The organism is Halomonas fontilapidosi, from assembly GCF_014192285.1.
Lineage (GTDB): Bacteria > Pseudomonadota > Gammaproteobacteria > Pseudomonadales > Halomonadaceae > Halomonas > Halomonas fontilapidosi.
In genome coordinates this window covers 386,527-402,831 of sequence record NZ_JACHXQ010000002.1, presented here as the reverse complement: position 1 = coordinate 402,831, position 16,305 = coordinate 386,527, and the positions used below count along the sequence as shown (strand labels likewise).

Annotated in this window: 13 protein-coding genes; 9 read left to right on the top strand and 4 right to left on the bottom strand. The window is 67.3% G+C overall.

The features are described 5' to 3' along the window. The first annotated feature begins 10 nt into the window (after positions 1–10). A complete protein-coding gene (locus FHR95_RS05480) occupies positions 11–1,303 on the top strand; it encodes an NAD(P)/FAD-dependent oxidoreductase (RefSeq protein WP_183313654.1) in 1,293 nt (430 codons plus the stop codon). Between the two features lie 2 nt (positions 1,304–1,305). On the opposite strand, the gene FHR95_RS05475 is transcribed toward FHR95_RS05480, so the two are convergent. Next, complete coding sequence (locus FHR95_RS05475) at positions 1,306–3,033, bottom strand: formate--tetrahydrofolate ligase (protein WP_221199215.1); 1,728 nt, start codon at positions 3,031–3,033, stop codon at positions 1,306–1,308. Between the two features lie 201 nt (positions 3,034–3,234). Between FHR95_RS05475 and FHR95_RS05470 the strand changes: the two genes are divergently transcribed. Beyond that, complete coding sequence (locus FHR95_RS05470) at positions 3,235–4,257, top strand: GlxA family transcriptional regulator (protein WP_183313653.1); 1,023 nt, start codon at positions 3,235–3,237, stop codon at positions 4,255–4,257. Positions 4,258–4,264: 7 nt separating this feature from the next. On the opposite strand, the gene FHR95_RS05465 is transcribed toward FHR95_RS05470, so the two are convergent. After that, positions 4,265–6,832 (bottom strand): GcvT family protein, encoded by a 2,568-nt coding sequence (locus FHR95_RS05465; protein WP_183313652.1) that lies wholly within the window; start codon positions 6,830–6,832, stop codon positions 4,265–4,267. 236 nt (positions 6,833–7,068) lie between these two features. Between FHR95_RS05465 and FHR95_RS05460 the strand changes: the two genes are divergently transcribed. The 3 genes from FHR95_RS05460 to FHR95_RS05450 all read left to right on the top strand — a co-directional run bounded on the left by FHR95_RS05460 (position 7,069) and on the right by FHR95_RS05450 (position 10,005). Further along, positions 7,069–8,274 carry a glycine cleavage T C-terminal barrel domain-containing protein gene (locus FHR95_RS05460; RefSeq protein WP_183313651.1) on the top strand — a complete coding sequence of 402 codons (1,206 nt, stop codon included), beginning with the start codon at positions 7,069–7,071 and terminating at the stop codon, positions 8,272–8,274. A 6-nt stretch (positions 8,275–8,280) separates the two neighbouring features. Continuing rightward, the gene (locus FHR95_RS05455) at positions 8,281–9,198 is read left to right on the top strand and encodes a methylenetetrahydrofolate reductase (protein WP_183313650.1); all 918 of its coding nucleotides are present in this window, start codon (positions 8,281–8,283) and stop codon (positions 9,196–9,198) included. Positions 9,199–9,411: 213 nt separating this feature from the next. Then, complete coding sequence (locus tag FHR95_RS05450; RefSeq protein ID WP_183313649.1) at positions 9,412–10,005, top strand: glycine zipper 2TM domain-containing protein; 594 nt, start codon at positions 9,412–9,414, stop codon at positions 10,003–10,005. A 74-nt stretch (positions 10,006–10,079) separates the two neighbouring features. Here FHR95_RS05450 and FHR95_RS05445 read toward each other — a convergent pair whose 3' ends face one another. Further along, positions 10,080–11,456, bottom strand: a complete 1,377-nt coding sequence (locus FHR95_RS05445) for a glutamine synthetase family protein (protein WP_183313648.1) — start codon at positions 11,454–11,456, stop codon at positions 10,080–10,082. Positions 11,457–11,710: 254 nt separating this feature from the next. Between FHR95_RS05445 and FHR95_RS05440 the strand changes: the two genes are divergently transcribed. The 4 genes from FHR95_RS05440 (at position 11,711) to FHR95_RS05425 (ending at position 15,725) form a co-directional block, all read left to right on the top strand. Beyond that, complete coding sequence (locus FHR95_RS05440) at positions 11,711–12,475, top strand: gamma-glutamyl-gamma-aminobutyrate hydrolase family protein (protein ID WP_183313647.1); 765 nt, start codon at positions 11,711–11,713, stop codon at positions 12,473–12,475. 31 nt (positions 12,476–12,506) lie between these two features. Next, positions 12,507–13,901: an aspartate aminotransferase family protein gene (locus tag FHR95_RS05435; RefSeq protein WP_183313646.1), complete on the top strand. Its 1,395-nt coding sequence runs from the start codon at positions 12,507–12,509 to the stop codon at positions 13,899–13,901. Further along, positions 13,898–15,400, top strand: a complete 1,503-nt coding sequence (locus FHR95_RS05430; RefSeq protein ID WP_183313645.1) for an aldehyde dehydrogenase — start codon at positions 13,898–13,900, stop codon at positions 15,398–15,400. Before FHR95_RS05435 ends, FHR95_RS05430 begins: the two co-directional genes overlap by 4 nt. A gap of 154 nt (positions 15,401–15,554) precedes the next feature. Then, on the top strand, positions 15,555–15,725 hold the full coding sequence (locus FHR95_RS05425) for a DUF6435 family protein (RefSeq protein ID WP_143422526.1): 171 nt from the start codon (positions 15,555–15,557) through the stop codon (positions 15,723–15,725). A gap of 12 nt (positions 15,726–15,737) precedes the next feature. On the opposite strand, the gene FHR95_RS05420 is transcribed toward FHR95_RS05425, so the two are convergent. Further along, entirely contained in the window at positions 15,738–16,289 is a 552-nt protein-coding gene (locus FHR95_RS05420) for a cupin domain-containing protein (RefSeq protein ID WP_183313644.1), read from the bottom strand. Between the last annotated feature and the right edge of the window lie 16 nt (positions 16,290–16,305).

Genomic DNA, 16,305 nt, shown 5'->3' with positions numbered 1-16,305 from the left:
GGAGGCCTGAATGCCGGTTCCTTTCGAACGTGACCATGCCGCGTCCTGGTACGCCGCCACTGCCAACGATGCCCCCGAGCGCGCCGCCCTCGAAGGTGAAGTGAGCTGTGACGTCTGCGTGGTGGGGGCGGGCTTCACCGGCATCTCGGCGGCTCTGCACCTGGCCGAAGCCGGGTTCTCGGTGGTGGTGCTCGAGGCGGTGAAGGTTGGCTATGGCGCCTCGGGGCGCAATGGCGGCCAGATCGTCAACAGCTACAGCCGCGACATGGACGTCATCGAGGCGAAGTACGGTGCCGAGACGGCCCGTGCGCTGGGCGACATGGCCTTCGAGGGCAACCGCATCATCCGCGAGCGCGTCGAGCGCTACGCCATCGACTGTGACCTCCGGGACGGCAACCTCTTCGCCGCCTGCAACGCCAGGCAATTGCAGGGGCTGCGCGAGCACCAGGCGCTATGGGAGCGCTACGGCTATCGGGAGCTCGAACTGCTGGAAGGGCAGGCGGTCAAGCGCGAGGTCGATACCGAGCGCTACACGGGCGCCCTGGTCGACCACGGTGGCGGCCACCTGCACCCGCTCAATCTGGTGCTGGGCCAGGCGGCCGCCGTCGAGTCGCTGGGCGGGCGCATCTTCGAGTACTCGACGGTGACCGGCGTGGAACACGGCACGCCGGTGGTGGTTCGCACCGCCGAGGGTAGCGTGAGGGCCGAGCGGGTGGTGATGGCCGGCAATGCCTACCTCAAGGGCGTGCTGCCCGAGATCGAGGGCCGTTCGATGCCCTGCGGCACCCAGATCATCACCACCGAGCCGCTGGACGAGGCACGGGCTCGCGCGCTGATCCCCCATGGCCTGGCGGTGGAGGACTGCAACTACCTGCTCGACTACTATCGCTTGACCCATGATAACCGCCTGCTCTATGGCGGCGGCGTCAACTATGGGGGCAGTGACCCGGCGGACATCGCGGGCGTCATTCGCCCCAAGATGCTCACGACCTTCCCATCGCTCGCCGACGTTAAGGTCGAGTACGCCTGGAGCGGCACCTTTCTGATGACGCTCAATCGCCTGCCACAGTTCGGGGTGATCAACGACAACGTCTACTATGCCCAGGGCTACTCGGGACACGGCGTCACCTGTACCCATCTGGCCGGGCGGCTGATCGCCGAGGTGATGACGGGTCGCGAGGAGCGCTTCGACGCCTTCGCCGGCCTGCCTCAGCTGCCGTTTCCGGGCGGGCGCCTGCTGCGCGTGCCGCTCTCCGCGATCGGCGCCTGGTATTACCAGACCCGCGACAAGCTCGGGATATAGGATCAGTAGAGTCCGACGGTATTGCCCTCGTCGTCGATATCCAGCCGGGTGGCGGCCGGCGAGGCGTTGAGGCCGGGCATCGTGCGGATATCGCCGGCCAGGGCGTAAACGAAGCCGGCGCCGGCCGAGAGGCGCACCTCGCGAACCGGCAGCCGCCAGCCCGTGGGAGCACCGAGCCTGGCCGGGTCGGAGGACAGCGACATGTGCGTTTTGGCGATACATACCGGCAGGTCGCCATATCCCTCATGTTCCCAGGCCTCCAGCCGCGCGCGGACGCCCGGCGCAAAATCGACCCCTTCCGCCCCGTAGAGGCGCGTGGCGATGCGCTCTATCTTGGCCGTCAGCGGCATCTCGGCGGGGTAGAGGAACCGAAAGTCGCCGCCGGCCTCGGCCGCTTCGGCCACCGCCTCTGCCAGGGCCAGGGCGCCCTCGCCACCGTCGCTCACATGGCGGGAGAGTTCGGCGCGCACGCCCACCGAGGCCGCCAGTTCGCGAATGGCGTCGACCTCGCTGGCATGGTCGCTGGGGAAGGCATTGATCGCCACCACCGGGTTGAGGCCGTGGGCGCGTACGTTGTCAATCTGCTTGAGCAGGTTGGCGCCGCCTTCGCGCACCTCATCGGGGGATTCCGCCAGCAGCGAGGCGGGCAGCGGCTGGCCGGGTACCACCTGGTGGCGGCCGCTGTGGTATTTCATGGCCCGCACGGTCACCACCAGCACCGCCGCATCCGGCACGAGGCCCGAGGCCCGGCACTTGATGTTGAAGAAACGCTCGGCGCCCATGTCGGCTCCGAACCCCGCCTCGGTGACCACGAAATCGCCGGCATGCAGGCCAATGTGGTCGGCGACGATCGAGGAGTTGCCATGCGCGATGTTGCCGAAGGGGCCGGCGTGGATCAGCGCCGGGGCATGTTCCAGGGTCTGCAGCAGGTTGGGCTTGAGGGCTTCCTTGAGCAGCACCGTCATGGCACCGGCGGCACCAATCTGCTCGGCGGTGACCGGCGCGCCGCTGCGGTCCAGGCCCACGATCACCCGGCCCAGGCGCCGACGCAGATCGACCAGCGAGTCTGCCAGTGCCAGCACCGCCATCACCTCCGAGGCGGCGGTGATCTCGAAGCCGCCCTGGCGGGGAATGCCGTCACCGCGCCCGCCGAGGCCCATGACCAGATGCCGCAGGGCGCGGTCGTTGAGGTCGATGACCCGCTGCCAGCGTACCTCGCGAGGATCGAGCTCGGGTTCCAGACGGTGGTGGAGGTGATTGTCGACCATGGCCGCCAGCAGGTTGTGAGCCGCCCCCACCGCGTGTATGTCGCCAGTCAGGTGCAGGTTGATGCGTTCCATGGGCAGGACCTGGCTGTAGCCGCCGCCGGTGGCGCCTCCCTTGAGGCCCAGGGTCGGCCCCATGGAGGGCTGGCGCAGGGCCACGGTAGCGGTGTGGCCGAGCCGCTGCAGCCCCTGGACCAGGCCGATGGCGGTGGTGGTCTTGCCCTCACCGGGCGGCGTCGGGGTCATCGAGGTGACCACTACGTAGCGTCCGCGTGGACGCTCGGCGAGCGCCGTCATGGCCGTCAGGTCGAGCTTGGCAATGCCACGGCCATAGGGCTCCACGGCTTCGCCGGGTACCCCCAGGCGGTGGGCGATCTCCTCGATGGGCCAGAGTCTCACCGCGCGGGCGATGCTCAGGTTGTCGGCGGGCCTGGACAAGGCCTGTTCGGTTGCTTGGGGTGACATCGCCATCTCTCCTCTGGACGTAGGCCGCTCGTCAGGTTCAGTATTGCGCGCTTCTCGCGTCGGTCTTGCCTGCCGGCGTCGGGAGCCTTGGGCACAGCGACAGCCGAGACGGCACGCCATCCTTGCCGACAGCGGAGGGCATGGGCTATGCCTGAGGCAAGGGCGTCGCGGTCGTGCGTCGGTCTATAGATAGGAGGGGTAATGGAGGCTCCCATACCGGCCAAGGACCATTACGACATCGGCTTTCTGCTGCTGCCGGGGTTTTCCCAGCTCGCCTTCTCCTCGGCGCTGGAGCCGCTGCGCATGGCCAACCACCTGGCCGATCGCCCGCTCTACACCTGGCACCTGGTGAGCCGTGACGGCACGGCAGTGACGGCCAGCAGCGGCCTGGCAACGGCGGTGGACCAGGCATTGGCGCCCATGCCGCAGCTGGACCTGCTGCTGGTGTGCGGTGGGGTGGACGTGCAGGCGCACTGCGATCGTGCGACGCTCGACTGGCTACGGCGTCTGGCCGAGCGTCATATTCCCCTGGGGGCGGTGTGCACGGGCGGTTATGCACTGGCCAGTGCGGGACTGCTCGACGGGTATCGCTGCACCCTGCACTGGGAGCACATCGGCAGTCTGCACGAGGCGCGGCGCTTCCCAGCGGTGACCTTCACCTCTCAGCTCTTCGTCATGGATCGCGACCGCTATACCTGTTCGGGCGGCATCGCGCCCCTAGACATGATGCTCAACCTGGTGAGCCGCCAGCAGGGGCTGGCACTGGCCGAAGCGATCGCCGAGGAGTTCATCCATGAACGCATCCGTGGCGTTGGCGATCGCCAGCGCAGCCCGCTGCGAGTGCGCCTGGGGCATAGTCATCCCAAGCTGGAGGAAGTCGCCACCCTGATGGAAGCCAATCTCCAGGAACCCTTGGCGCTCAATGAGCTGGCCGATTACGCCGGCCTGTCGCGTCGCCAGCTGGAGCGCCTCTTCCAGCGCTATGTCAGTTGCCCCCCGCTCAAGTACTACCTTGAGCTGCGCCTGGCCCGTGCGCGGCTGCTGCTGCTGCAGACCCGGATGCCGATCACCGAGGTGGCACTGGCCTGCGGCTTCGTCTCACCGACCCACTTCACCAAGTGTTACCACGACCACTTCGGCCACTCGCCGAGTACCGAGCGCAAGCGCCGCCATGACCGCATGGCCGAGCTGGCGGCGTCAGAGGGCACGTCGCCTGGCGGCTGAGACGTCTTCAGCCCCGTGGGCGGGCGTTCTCGGCATCGAAGAGGGGGCGATAGCCGACCGCAGCGACGCGCATCGGGTAGTGCTCGGCGAAGTATTCGAGTAGCAGTGATCCGCCTTCCCGGGCATATTCGGGAGGCAGGTAGGCCAGGGCAATGTTGCGCCCAAGCGAGGGGCCATAGGCGATGCTGGTCGTGTAGGAGCGCCGGCCCAGGGCGTCCACCGGTACCTCGCCGCTCTCGGGGTCGAGCAGCGGCGACTGCCCGACCGGGAAGCGCGGCCGGCCCGTGCTGTCGTGGTGTTCCTCCATCACCAGCGTGCAAAGCGTGGCAGGCTGCTGGTTGCGCTCGCGTTGCTCCAGGTAGGCAGGTTTGCCGTGGAAGGCCGCGTCCTTGACCCTGGGGCGTGCCAGGCCCGCCTCGACGAGGTTGTAGTCGGTGAGAAGGTCGACGTTCTGCAGCCGCAGGCTCTTCTCCAGACGGCGACTGTTGGCGTAGGTCTCGATGCCCACCGGGACCACTCCGGCGTCGAACAGCCGGTCCCAGAGCGCCAGGCCGTAGCTCGCGGGCACATAGAGCTCCCAGCCCTGCTCGCCCACGTAGGAGATGCGAAACGCCCATACCGGCAGCCCTGCTACGCGGATCTCGCGGGCGGTGGCGAAAGGAAAGCGCGTATCGTCGAGGGCTGCGGGATCGTCGGCCAGGGCCTGCAGGGTGCGTCGGGCGTTGGGGCCCCACAGGCCCAGAGTGGCGAGACCGTCGCTACGATCTTCAAGTTGAAAATGGGTCAGTTCCCACTCCTCGGCGCGGCGCAGCATCCACATCAGGTCGCGGTGGCCGGTATCGCCCCCGCAGACCACCCGCCAGGCTTCCGCTCCCAGGCGCACGATGGTGAGATCCGAGTGGACGCCGCCAAAGGCGTCCAGGAAGTGGGTATAGACGCCCTTGCCGACGGGAGTATTGCCGCCCACCTTGGCTACCGAGAGCCGCTCCAGCAGGGCCTCGGCATCGCGGCCCGCGATATCGAAGATGGCAAAGTGCGAGAGGTTGATCATGCCGACGTCGTCGGAAAGCGCCAGCTGTTCGGCGTTGGATACCCGCCAGAAGTGGCGGGCATCCCACTCGACGGGGCGTTCTGGCACCCTTTCGAGATAACCGGCCAGACGCGTCTCGTTGGCGGCATAACCGTGGGCGCGCTCCCAGCCGGCAGCCTCCATGAAATAGCCTCCCAGCGCCTGCTCGCGCGGCCAGAAGGGGCCGCGGCGAAGGTCGCGACCGCTCTCGAAGGGCTCGCGGGGATGCACTGGCGGGTCGTAGATCTTGCGGGCGATCTCCTCGCAGCGGCCCACGACATGGCGGGGCGTCTTCTGCACGGGGTAGAAACGCGCGATGTCGATACCGCAGGGATCGACCTCAGGGTGACCCCGGGTCATCCAGTCGGCCAGCAGCTTGCCCATGCCGGGGCCGTCCTTGACCCATACCGCTTCGCACAGCCACAGACCGCGGGTCTCCGGCGCCTCGCCGACCAGCGAGCCGCCATCCGGGGTGACCGATAGCAGGCCGTTGAAGGAGTGTTTCTCGTCCCAGCCCAGTTCACCGAGAACAGGGGCGAGCTCGATGGCCCGTTCGAAGGCGGTTTCTACCTGCTCCAGCCCCAAGTCGCGCATGGACGGGGAGAGGCGTGCCTGATGGCGTTCGAGGATGTCGCGTGGGGGGACCAACCTTGGCTCACACGATTCGTAGTATCCCCACTCCAGCTGGCCGCCCTCGGTGGAGCTCGGGTCGCCGGTATCGCGCATATAGGCAGAGTTGCCCTGGTCGCGCATCAGTGGGTAGCCGATCTCCTTGCCGGTGCCGGCGAAGGCCGTGAAGGGGCCGAAGAACAGCAGCGGATGCTCCACCGGCATCAGCGGCAGGGCGGCACCCCCCATGGCCGCGGGAATCGGGCCCCAGATGCCCGAGGTGACGATGACGCGCGGGGTGGCGACATAGCCCCTGGTTGTCTCGACACCCTGGACCCGGCCATCCCGGACATCGATATCCAGCGCCTCGGTCTCGGCGAAGGCGCGCAGGTGGCCGCTCTGCACGGCGCGCTCGACTAGCTCCCCCGCCACTTGCTGGGAGCGCGGGACCACCAGGCCGGCATCGGGGTCCCACATGGCGCCCAGCACCTGCGCCCTGTCCAGCAACGGGAAGCGTTCCACCGCCTCGTCGGCATCGATCATGCGCACCCGGGTACCGAAGGCCTTGCCCGAGGCGACCTTGCGCTGCAGCTCGGCCAGCCGCGCCTCGTCGCCGACCCGCGCGACCTCCAGGCCACCGACCTTGCGGTAGTGTCCCAGCGCAGCAAAGAAGCGCTGGCTGTAGGTGGTGGTGTAGCAACCCAAGCGGTCGTGGGAAGTCATGAAGCAGAAGTCGGAGGCGTGGGCGGTGGAGCCGATATCCGAGGGCAGGGCGGACTTCTCGAGCCCTACCAGGTTCGTCCAGCCCTGTTCGATCAGGTGATGAGCGACCGAGGCACCAACGATGCCGCCCAGGCCGATGATCACCGCGTCTGCCTGCGAGGGTAGCGCCGCCATGGGGATTCTCCTCAGTTCGAGGGTTTCCCCTCGAGCATATGACAGGGCCCTGCCCGCACGCTTTCACGCGACGACGCCTCCCTGCCCGGTGGCGACAGACCCGAGGTGACTCTGTCGTCCAGACCAAGAAGCTCGACGCCCATGGTGAGATGGGCGTTCGGCACAGGGACTAGTGTCGAAGGCAGGGCGACCGGTGGGTGCCGGTGCCCAGTAAAACGCCAGTGGAGGAGGTCGTCATGTCCCAGGCCATCGAGAGCATTCAGAGCACTCAGCACACCCAATCGGCGCCGGAAATCCTGCTCTATCCGCGCATCCGCAAATCGCCCTTCTTCTATGCCTCACAGCGGCACGGGGTGCGCAAGTACAGCGTCTACAACCACCACTACCATCCGCGCCTCTACACCGACCCGGTAGACGAGTATTGGGCCCTGGTGCAGGGCGTGACTCTGTGGGACGTCGGCGTCGAGCGCCAGATCGAGATCAGCGGGCCCGATGCCTTCACCTTCACCCAGCGGCTCGTGCCCCGCGATATGCGCCACTGCCAGGTGGGCCAGTGCAAGTATGTGTTTGTCACGGCTCCCGATGGCGGCATCCTCAACGACCCGGTGCTGCTGCGCATCGAGGAGAACCGTTTCTGGCTGTCGCTCGCCGACAGCGACATCCTGCTGTGGTGCCAGGGCCTGGCGCTCAACGCCGGCCTCGACGTCACCATCCGGGAAGTGGATGTGGCCCCGGTGCAGGTCCAGGGGCCCCAGGCCAAGGCAGTGATGGTGGACCTGTTCGGTGAGGCGGTGCTGGGCATGCCCTACTACCACCTGATGGAGGCCGAGCTCGACGGCATGTCGGTGGTGATCTCGCGTACCGGCTACTCCGGGGAGATCGGCTACGAGATCTACCTGCGCGAGGCCAGCCGCTTCGGCGAGGCACTCTGGCAGCGGGTCTACGAGGCCGGTCGGCCTCACGGCATGCAGGTCATCGGCCCCTGCCACATTCGCCGCATCGAGGGCGGTATCCTCGCCTTCGGCTGTGACATCTGGTACGACACCAACCCCTTCGAGGTGGGGATGGGCTACGACTGGATGATCGATCTGCGCGGCGATGACGACTTTATCGGACGTGCCGCGCTGGAGCGCATCAAGGCCGAGGGCGTATCGCGCAAGCTGGTCGGTGTGGAGATCGATGGGCCCGCGATTGGCTACTTCACCGACGGCTCGATGATCGATGTCTTCCCGGTGTTCGATACCCAAGGCGAGCGTATCGGCAAGGTGACCTCGGCCACTCACTCGCCGCGCCAGGAGCGCAATATCGGCTACGCCATGGTGCCGGTCGAGGTGGCCGAGCTGGGCACGCCGCTGCGCATCGAGGCCAATACCGGCCTGCAGGAGGCCCGCGTGGTGGAGAAACCCTTCCACGACCCCAGCAAGGAGATACCCAAGGGGTAAGCTGCCATGAACGATATCAATCGAGCCGCCCTGTCAGCGGGGTTCGGCCAGCGCCGGAGGCAGGCGACCCGCTTCGAGCTGCTACCCATCGCCGGCATGCAGGATGCGGCGCTGACCTTGCCCGAGGGTGCCGTGATCACCGTGACCTGCTCGCCGCGCCACGGTCTCGAGCGCACGCTTGAGGCCTGCGAATGGCTGATGGCAAGGCAGTTTCGGGTGGTTCCGCATCTTGCCGCCCGGCTTGTCCACGACCGAGCCCATCTGGAGCGGCTGCTGGATCGCCTGGCGGCACTGGGCGCCCGGGATGCCTTCGTGGTGGGCGGCGATGCCGAGCGTCCGCTGGGCAAGTATCCCCATGGCCTGGCACTGCTCGAGGACATGGCGGGCCTGACGACACGCCCCGAGCGGGTCGGGGTGCCGGCCTATCCGGAGGGGCATCCGCGGCTGACCGAGGGCGCGCTGCAGCGTGACCTGGAGGCCAAGGCGGCGCTGGCCGACTATGCGGTGACCCAGCTGTGCTTCGAGGCGGCGCCGCTGCGTGCCTGGCGCGAGCGGCAGCAGCGGCTGGGCCTAACCCTGCCGGTTTTTGCCGGTATTCCCGGGGTCATGGACCCCGCCCGCCTGCTCGCCATCGCCCTGCGTCTGGGGCTGGGGCCCTCGGTGCGTTCGCTGCGCCGTCAGTCGGGCTGGATGAGGCGGCTGCTGCGGCCCTCGCCCTATCAGCCCGATGGCCTGCTGCAGGGGCTGGAGCCCGTCCTGGGTAATGCCATGGGCGGCTTCGTCGGCCTGCACGTCTTCACCTTCAATCGGGTCGCAGCCACGCGCCGCTGGCTCGAGGGGCATCAAGCGCTGATGCCTGATGAGCCCGCCGTCGATGAGGCGGCAGGCCATCCCGTCATCTCGCCCCAGGACACGCTGGCCTGAGTAGCTTGGCTGTCGCCCTCTGGCGACAGCCATGCAGGCAATGTGAAAGCCGTTTCCTCTGCCACCCGGCGGGGGGCGTCGGCCCTATACTGGGTCACGTCGGGTGGCGCCGGATCGCGCTGCCTCTCATCGCTCCGCGCCCTCGTGGCCATTCACGACGGGCGCGATAGCGTTTCAGCGAGTGGCGTTGTGCGTCCCTTCAGGAGGTGACAGATGAGCAAGTCGATTGTGGTGGGCGCTACGCTGGCCGTGCTGGGGCTGGGCGGGCTGGCCTTCGGCGCCTGGCAGATCCAGGAGCAGCGTGGCCCGACGTATGCCCAGATCACCAGCGTCGAGACCCTGACGCGCACCGTGGAGACCCCGCGTGAGGTGTGTGAACAGGTGGTCGTGCAACTGCCACCGGAGGCGCCGACGGGGCAAGGCAGTCGAGACCCTCACCGCGTGCTGGGCACCGCCGCCGGGGCCATCGTCGGTGGCCTGCTCGGCAACCAGGTCGGCGGCGGCAGCGGCAAGAAGATCGCCACGCTGGCGGGTGCCATCGGCGGTGGCCTGGCCGGGCGCGAGGTCCAGGAGCGGGTGGAGGCACGTCAGCATGCCCAGGCGGCGCAGTCCCAGCCGCGCACCACGACCCGTCAGGAGTGCCGCACCGTGGTCGATACGCGTCAGCAGACCGAAGGGTATGAGGTGACCTGGCGCCATGGCGAGACGGTGAAGACAAGCCGCCTGGAGCACCCTCCCCAGGGGGATCGCGTCAGGCTCGAAGAGGGCCAGCCGCAATGGCATGAGGCCGCCTCCCAGGAAGGCTGAGCGAGCCGAGAGCCGTTCCCCATGAAGCGCCCCGGCCAGACCCTCTTGGCCGGGGCGCTATGGTTGTCGAGGGCTCAGACGTGGCGGAGGTACCAGTCGTACTCCAGCTTGCTGACGGCCTGCAAGGTCTGCTCGCGCTCGGCCCGGCGATTGGCCACGAAGACCCGCACGAATTCTGCCCCCAGCGCCTCGCTGAGGATTTCACTCTCCTCCAGCAGCGCCAGTGCCTGGCACCAGCTGTTGGTCAGGCTCGGCGCCACCTGGTCATAGGCATTGCCGGTGATGGCCGGGGGCGGCGTCAAGGCGCGTTGCATCCCGTGATCGATGGCGCTGAGCAGGGCGGCCAGCAGCAGGTAGGGGTTGACGTCGGCGCCGGCCACGCGGTGCTCGATGCGCCGCGCCGCATTGGGCCCCGAGGGGATGCGCAGGGCCACCGAGCGATTGTCGAAGCCCCAGGTCGGCGCCATCGGCACATAGAGGCCCGGCTGGAAGCGACGGAAGGAGTTGAGGTTGGGGGCAAACAGTGCCATCGAGGCCGGCATCAGCTCGAGCAGCCCGGCCACGGCGTGGCGCATCTGCGGCGTGCCGAGCAGGGCCTCGTCCTCGGCCGCGAAGACGTTGTTTCCGGTCTCGTCGAGCAGGCTGATATGCACATGGGTGCCGTTGCCGGCTTCCTGGCCATAGGGCTTGGCCATGAAGGTGGCCTCGAAGCCATGGTGCAGGGCGACGCCCTTGATCAGGCGCTTGAGCAGCACCGCGCTGTCGCAGGCCGTCAGGGCATCGTCGCAGTGGATCAGGTTGATCTCGAACTGCCCCGGGGCGCACTCCTTGAGGGCCGTGTCCAGCGGCAGATGCTGGGCCAGGGCCGCGGCATGGATGTCCTCCAGAAAGTCCGCATACTCGTCGAGTTCAGTGATCGAGTAGAGCTGGCTCTGGCTGGCACGCTCACCGCTGGCCGGCGAGCAGGGGGGCTGCACCATCCCCAGCGGATCGCGCTGGCGGTCGACCAGGTAGAACTCCATCTCCACGGCGACGACCGGCGTCAGCCTGGCGCGGCGAAAGCGCTCCAGCACACGGTCGAGCACCTGGCGGGGGTCGGCGAAGAAGGGTGACCCGTCGGCGTCGGTCATGGTCATCAGCAGCTGGGCCTGGCGGCCGTTGCGCAGCCAGGGGCTCGGCATCAGGGTGCCCGGCACGGGACGACAGACCCGATCACCGTCGCCGGTCTCGAGCCCCAGGCCGGTCGATTCCACCGTATTGCCGAGGATATCCAGGGCGAAGACCGAGGCGGGCAGGTTAACCCCGTCACGATAGGCCTTCTCCAGGTTGGCCCGCGGGATGCGCTTGCCACGCATCACGCCATTGAGGTCGCTGATCAGCAGGTCGATGCTGGCGACGTCGGGATGACGCGCCAGGAAATCACGGGCTTCATCGACGGGGTGAGAGGGCATGGTGACACCTGTTTCCTTCGCATGTTGGCATGGTTGCCATCATTGGCGGTGGACATATTTGTTGTCAAATCTTTTACGAAAACCTGGGGGTGAGTATCAGGATGTTAGCCGGTTTGACATGAAAATACCCTATAAAACAACTTTTTGATGATGCGTTTCAGGCGATGCTCCATGTGCCGGGTTGGCAAGATTAATCAACCGCGCTATGTTGAGCAAAGCATAACAGACATCACGCGTGTTTCGAGGAGACCGCCATGCGCACTCGACCCCTGGTAGGCGTGATCGCCTGTCGGCGCGAGGTGGAAGGCCACCCCGCCCACATGGTCACCGACAAGTACCTCGCCGCCCTGCGCGATTATAGCCTGGCGCCGGTGATCCTGCCGGTGTGGGAGGACGGCATGGAGCGCGACCTGCTGGCGTCGCTCGATGGTCTGCTGCTCACCGGCAGCTACACCAATGTCGAGCCGCAGCGCTACGGTGCCGAGCGTGCGCCCGAGAACACCCGGGATGACCCGCATCGCGATGCGGCGGTACTGCGATTGATTCCCGCTGCCCTGGACCTGGGGCTGCCCCTGCTGGGTATCTGCCGCGGTTTCCAGGAGCTCAACGTGGTCTTCGGCGGCACCCTCCACCAGGCCCTCCAGCAGGTGCCCGGCCGGCTTGACCATCGCGAACCCGAGGGCGATCGCGAGACGACGTATGCGCCGAGTCACGATATTACCCTGGTCCCCGGTGGACGCCTCGCGGCGCTCTACTCAGCGCCGACCTCGCGGGTGAATTCCCTGCACCAGCAGGGCATCGCCGAACTGGGGCCGGGGCTCGTCGCCGAGGCCGTGGCGCCTGACGGTCAGATCGAAGCGATCTCGGTCGCCGGTGCGCCAGGCTTCGTCCTGGCCGTTCAGTGGCACCCCGAATGGAAGCCGCGCGAGCACCCGCTCCATGATGCTCTGTTCCTCGGCTTCGCCGCGGCCTGCCAGGCGCACCGCGTTGCCCGCACCCCACAACCCCTCGGCGCCTGAGGCCGTCGTCCCGACCCGGAGAGCTACCCTCATGTCGCAGTCGCTTCAGGCACTGGATCGTGCCCACCACCTGCATCCCTTCACCGACTTCAAGGCGCTGGGCGAGGAGGGCAGCCGCATCATCGAACATGCCGAGGGGGTCTACATCTTCGACGCCGCGGGCAACCGGATCCTCGACGGCATGGCGGGCCTGTGGTGCGTCAACCTGGGCTACGGGCGCGAGGAGCTGGTCACGGCTGCTGCCGAGCAGATGCGCCGGTTGCCCTACTACAACAATTTCTTCAAGACCACCCATCCGCCGGCGGTGAAGCTGGCCGAGAAGCTCTGCGCGCTGGCGCCTGCGCACCTCAATCACATCTTCTTTACCGGTTCCGGCTCCGAGGCCAACGACACCGTGCTGCGAATGGTTCGCCGCTACTGGACCCTCAAGGGCAAACCGCAGAAGCACTGGGTGATCGGCCGCGAGAACGGCTATCACGGCTCCACCGTGGCCGGCATGAGCCTCGGCGGCATGGCGCCCATGCATGAGCAGGGCGGGCCCTGCGTGCCGGGCATCACCCATGTCCGTCAGCCCTACTGGTTTGATGAGGGGCGTCCCGAGGGCCAGGACCCCGAGGCCTTTGGTCGCGAGTGTGCGGCGGCCATCGAGGCACGAATTCTCGAGCTCGGTGAGGAAAACGTCGCGGCTTTCATCGCCGAGCCGGTGCAGGGCGCCGGTGGCGCCATCATTCCGCCGGCGAGCTATTGGCCGGCGGTCAAGGCGGTGCTGGCGAAGTACGATATTCTGCTGGTGATCGACGAGGTGATCTGCGGCTTCGGACGGTTGGGCGAGTGGTTCGGCAGTGCCCACTTTGATCTCGCCCCCGACCTGGTGCCGATCGCCAAGGGGCTCTCCTCCGGCTACCTGCCGATCGGCGGGGTGCTGGTCGGCGATCGGGTTGCCGACACCCTGGTCGAGGAGGGCGGCGAGTTCTTTCACGGCTTCACCTACTCCGGCCATCCGGTGTGCGCCGCGGTGGCTTTGAAGAACCTGCAGCTCATGGAGGCCGAGGGCGTGGTCGAGCGGGTCCGCGACGAGCTGGGGCCCTACCTGGCAAGCCGCTGGACCACGCTTGCCGATCACCCCCTGGTCGGCGAGGCCCGCACCCTAGGGCTGATGGGGGCCCTGGAGCTCATCGACCCGGTCAGCGGCGAGCGCTTCGACAAGGCGCTTGCCGCCGGCACCCTGTGTCGCGACATCAGCTTCCGCCGTGGCCAGGTGATGCGTTCGGTGGGTGATACGATGATCATCGCCCCGCCCCTGGTGATCACCCGTGAGCAGATCGATGACCTGGTGACCCTGGCACGCGAGGCGCTGGACGAAACCGCACGGTGCCTGGCACCACGCCTCGCCGACGAGCCGCAACCCGAGGAGAGACCCGCATGAGCCGCCCTGAACCCCCCAAGACGCTGGCCGACTGGCAGGCCCTGGCCGCCGGCCTGACCCTCGAGTCGCGTGCCTTCATCGACGACACCTTCGTCGAGGCGGCCAGTGGCGAGACCTTCGAGACCCTCAATCCCGCCACCGGTGAGCGCCTGGCGCGTGTCGCCAGCTGCGATAGCCCCGATGCCGAGCTTGCCATAGGCCATGCCCGGGCGGCGTTCGATGGCGGCGTCTGGTCGCGCCTGGCGCCGGGGCGGCGCAAGAAGGTGCTGCTGCGCCTGGCCGACCTGATGGAGGCCAACAAGCACGAGTTGGCGCTGCTCGATACCCTCGACATGGGCAAGCCGGTGAACAGTTCCCTGGGCGACATGGCTGGTGCCATCGGTTGCATCCGCTACCAGGCGGAGTGCATCGACAAGCTCTATGGCGAAGTCGCGCCCACCGGCGAGGAAGCCCTGGCACTGGTGCTGCGCGAGCCGCTGGGCGTGGTGGCTTCCATCGTGCCCTGGAACTTCCCGCTGATGATGACCGCCTGGAAGATCGCTCCTGCGCTGGCCGCCGGCAACAGCGTGATCCTCAAGCCCTCGGAGAAGTCGCCGCTCTCGGCGCTGCGCCTCGCTCAGCTGGCCAGGGAGGCAGGCATTCCCCGCGGGGTCTTCCAGGTACTGCCGGGCTTCGGCCACACCGTGGGCAAGGCGCTGGCGCTCTCCATGCAGGTGGACTGCCTCTCCTTTACCGGCTCCACCGCCACCGGCAAGCAGCTGATGCAGTATGCCGGCCAGTCCAACCTCAAGCGCCTCTACCTGGAGTGCGGCGGCAAGAGTCCCAACCTCGTCTTCGCCGACTGCAAGGATCTCGACCGCGTCGCCCAGCATGCGGCCGCCGCGATCTTCCACAACCAGGGTGAGGTGTGCATCGCCGGTTCTCGGCTGCTGGTGGAGAACAGCATCCGCGAGGTCTTCGTCGAGAAGGTGCTGGCCGCAGCCGAGGCGATGCAGCCCGGCGACCCGCTGGACCCGCAGAGCTTCATGGGGGCCATCGTCGATGCAACCCAGCATCGCCGCATCCTCGACTATATTCGCCAGGGCGTCGAGGAGGGGGCCCGGCTGCGTTGCGGTGGCGAGGCGCTGGAGGGCCAGGGGCTGTTCATTCCGCCCACGGTGTTCGACGACGTGACGCCGGCGATGGCCATCGGCCGTGAGGAGGTCTTTGGCCCGGTGCTCGCGGTATTCGGCTTCGACAGCGAGGAGGAGGCCATCGCCATGGCCAACGACAGTGATTACGGCCTGGCGGCGGGGCTGTGGAGCCAGGACATCGATCGCATCATGCGGGTGACGCGGCGGCTGGCCTCCGGCCAGGTGTTCGTCAACAACTGGGCCGGCGGCGACCAGACCATGCCCTTCGGCGGGGTCAAGCAGTCCGGCAACGGCCGCGACAAGTCCCACCACTCCCTGGAGGAGTATTCCGACCTCAAGAGTGTCTGGATGTCACTGGCGACCTGATGCCCGTTGGCAACGCTGATACGACGAGGCCGGCACCCGGAGTGCCGGCCTCGTCGCTTTCATGTACGGGAAAATAAATCTGTACAGTAATTGCATAGCTTTTTGCCGTCGAGGCGCGTAGCCTGACATGACATTCCCGGCAGGAGTCATTGCTATGTTCGGCCTCTTCAAGAGCGATCCCACCAAGAAGCTGCAGAAGACCTATGAGCAGAAGCTCGAGCAGGCCATGCTGGCCGCGCGCAACGGCGACATGCGCGCCAACGCCTCGCTGACCGAGGAGGCCGAGGCGCTGCGTGAGGAGATCGAGAAGCTCAAGCAGGGCTGACGCCGTTCGCTGTCAGAACGCCCGGGCGGGGGTCGCGCAGCTGACCAGCCGGCAGGGCTCAGTGCCGGCGTTGCGGAAGCGGTGGGGGACGTTGGTCTCGAAGTAGTAGGCCTCGCCGGGGCCTAGCACGCGGGCGTCGGCACCGATGGTGATCTCGATCCTGCCTTCCAGCACCACGCCGGCTTCCTCGCCCTGGTGGGCAATCATCTCGCGGCCGGTGTCGGCCCCAGGGGGGTAGGTCTCGATCATGAAGGCCAGTGCGCGGCTGGCGCGGTTGGCCCCCACCAGCTTGTAGATAACGTCCCCCGAACCCATGTCGGCCAGCTCGCTGGCGGAATAGAACACTTGGTTGCGGCTCTCGAGGTCCATCGTAAAGAAGTCCCCGACGCTCATCGGGATGGCGTCGAGAATCTTCTTCAGCGAACTCACCGAGGGGCTTACCTTGCCCTGCTCGATCAGCGACAGGCTGGAGTGGGTGACCCCGCAGCGCTTGGCCAGCTCGCGCTGCGAGATGCCCTTGAAGGTGCGCAGGGCACGCAGTCGCGCGCCGACATCATCCGACATCCGGTTCTCCTTGCTG

Excerpts from the sequence above, each read along its gene's own strand:
- FHR95_RS05445 (WP_183313648.1), bottom strand. The coding sequence starts at position 11,456 with ATGCCCTCTCACCCCGTCGATGAAGCCCGTGATTTCCTGGCGCGTCAT.
- FHR95_RS05470 (WP_183313653.1), top strand. The coding sequence starts at position 3,235 with ATGGAGGCTCCCATACCGGCCAAGGACCATTACGACATCGGCTTTCTG.
- FHR95_RS05465 (WP_183313652.1), bottom strand. The coding sequence starts at position 6,832 with ATGGCGGCGCTACCCTCGCAGGCAGACGCGGTGATCATCGGCCTGGGC.
- FHR95_RS05420 (WP_183313644.1), bottom strand. The coding sequence starts at position 16,289 with ATGTCGGATGATGTCGGCGCGCGACTGCGTGCCCTGCGCACCTTCAAG.
- FHR95_RS05450 (WP_183313649.1), top strand. The coding sequence starts at position 9,412 with ATGAGCAAGTCGATTGTGGTGGGCGCTACGCTGGCCGTGCTGGGGCTG.
- FHR95_RS05425 (WP_143422526.1), top strand. The coding sequence starts at position 15,555 with ATGTTCGGCCTCTTCAAGAGCGATCCCACCAAGAAGCTGCAGAAGACC.
- FHR95_RS05430 (WP_183313645.1), top strand. The coding sequence starts at position 13,898 with ATGAGCCGCCCTGAACCCCCCAAGACGCTGGCCGACTGGCAGGCCCTG.
- FHR95_RS05455 (WP_183313650.1), top strand. The coding sequence starts at position 8,281 with ATGAACGATATCAATCGAGCCGCCCTGTCAGCGGGGTTCGGCCAGCGC.
- FHR95_RS05480 (WP_183313654.1), top strand. The coding sequence starts at position 11 with ATGCCGGTTCCTTTCGAACGTGACCATGCCGCGTCCTGGTACGCCGCC.
- FHR95_RS05475 (WP_221199215.1), bottom strand. The coding sequence starts at position 3,033 with ATGTCACCCCAAGCAACCGAACAGGCCTTGTCCAGGCCCGCCGACAAC.
- FHR95_RS05440 (WP_183313647.1), top strand. The coding sequence starts at position 11,711 with ATGCGCACTCGACCCCTGGTAGGCGTGATCGCCTGTCGGCGCGAGGTG.
- FHR95_RS05435 (WP_183313646.1), top strand. The coding sequence starts at position 12,507 with ATGTCGCAGTCGCTTCAGGCACTGGATCGTGCCCACCACCTGCATCCC.
- FHR95_RS05460 (WP_183313651.1), top strand. The coding sequence starts at position 7,069 with ATGTCCCAGGCCATCGAGAGCATTCAGAGCACTCAGCACACCCAATCG.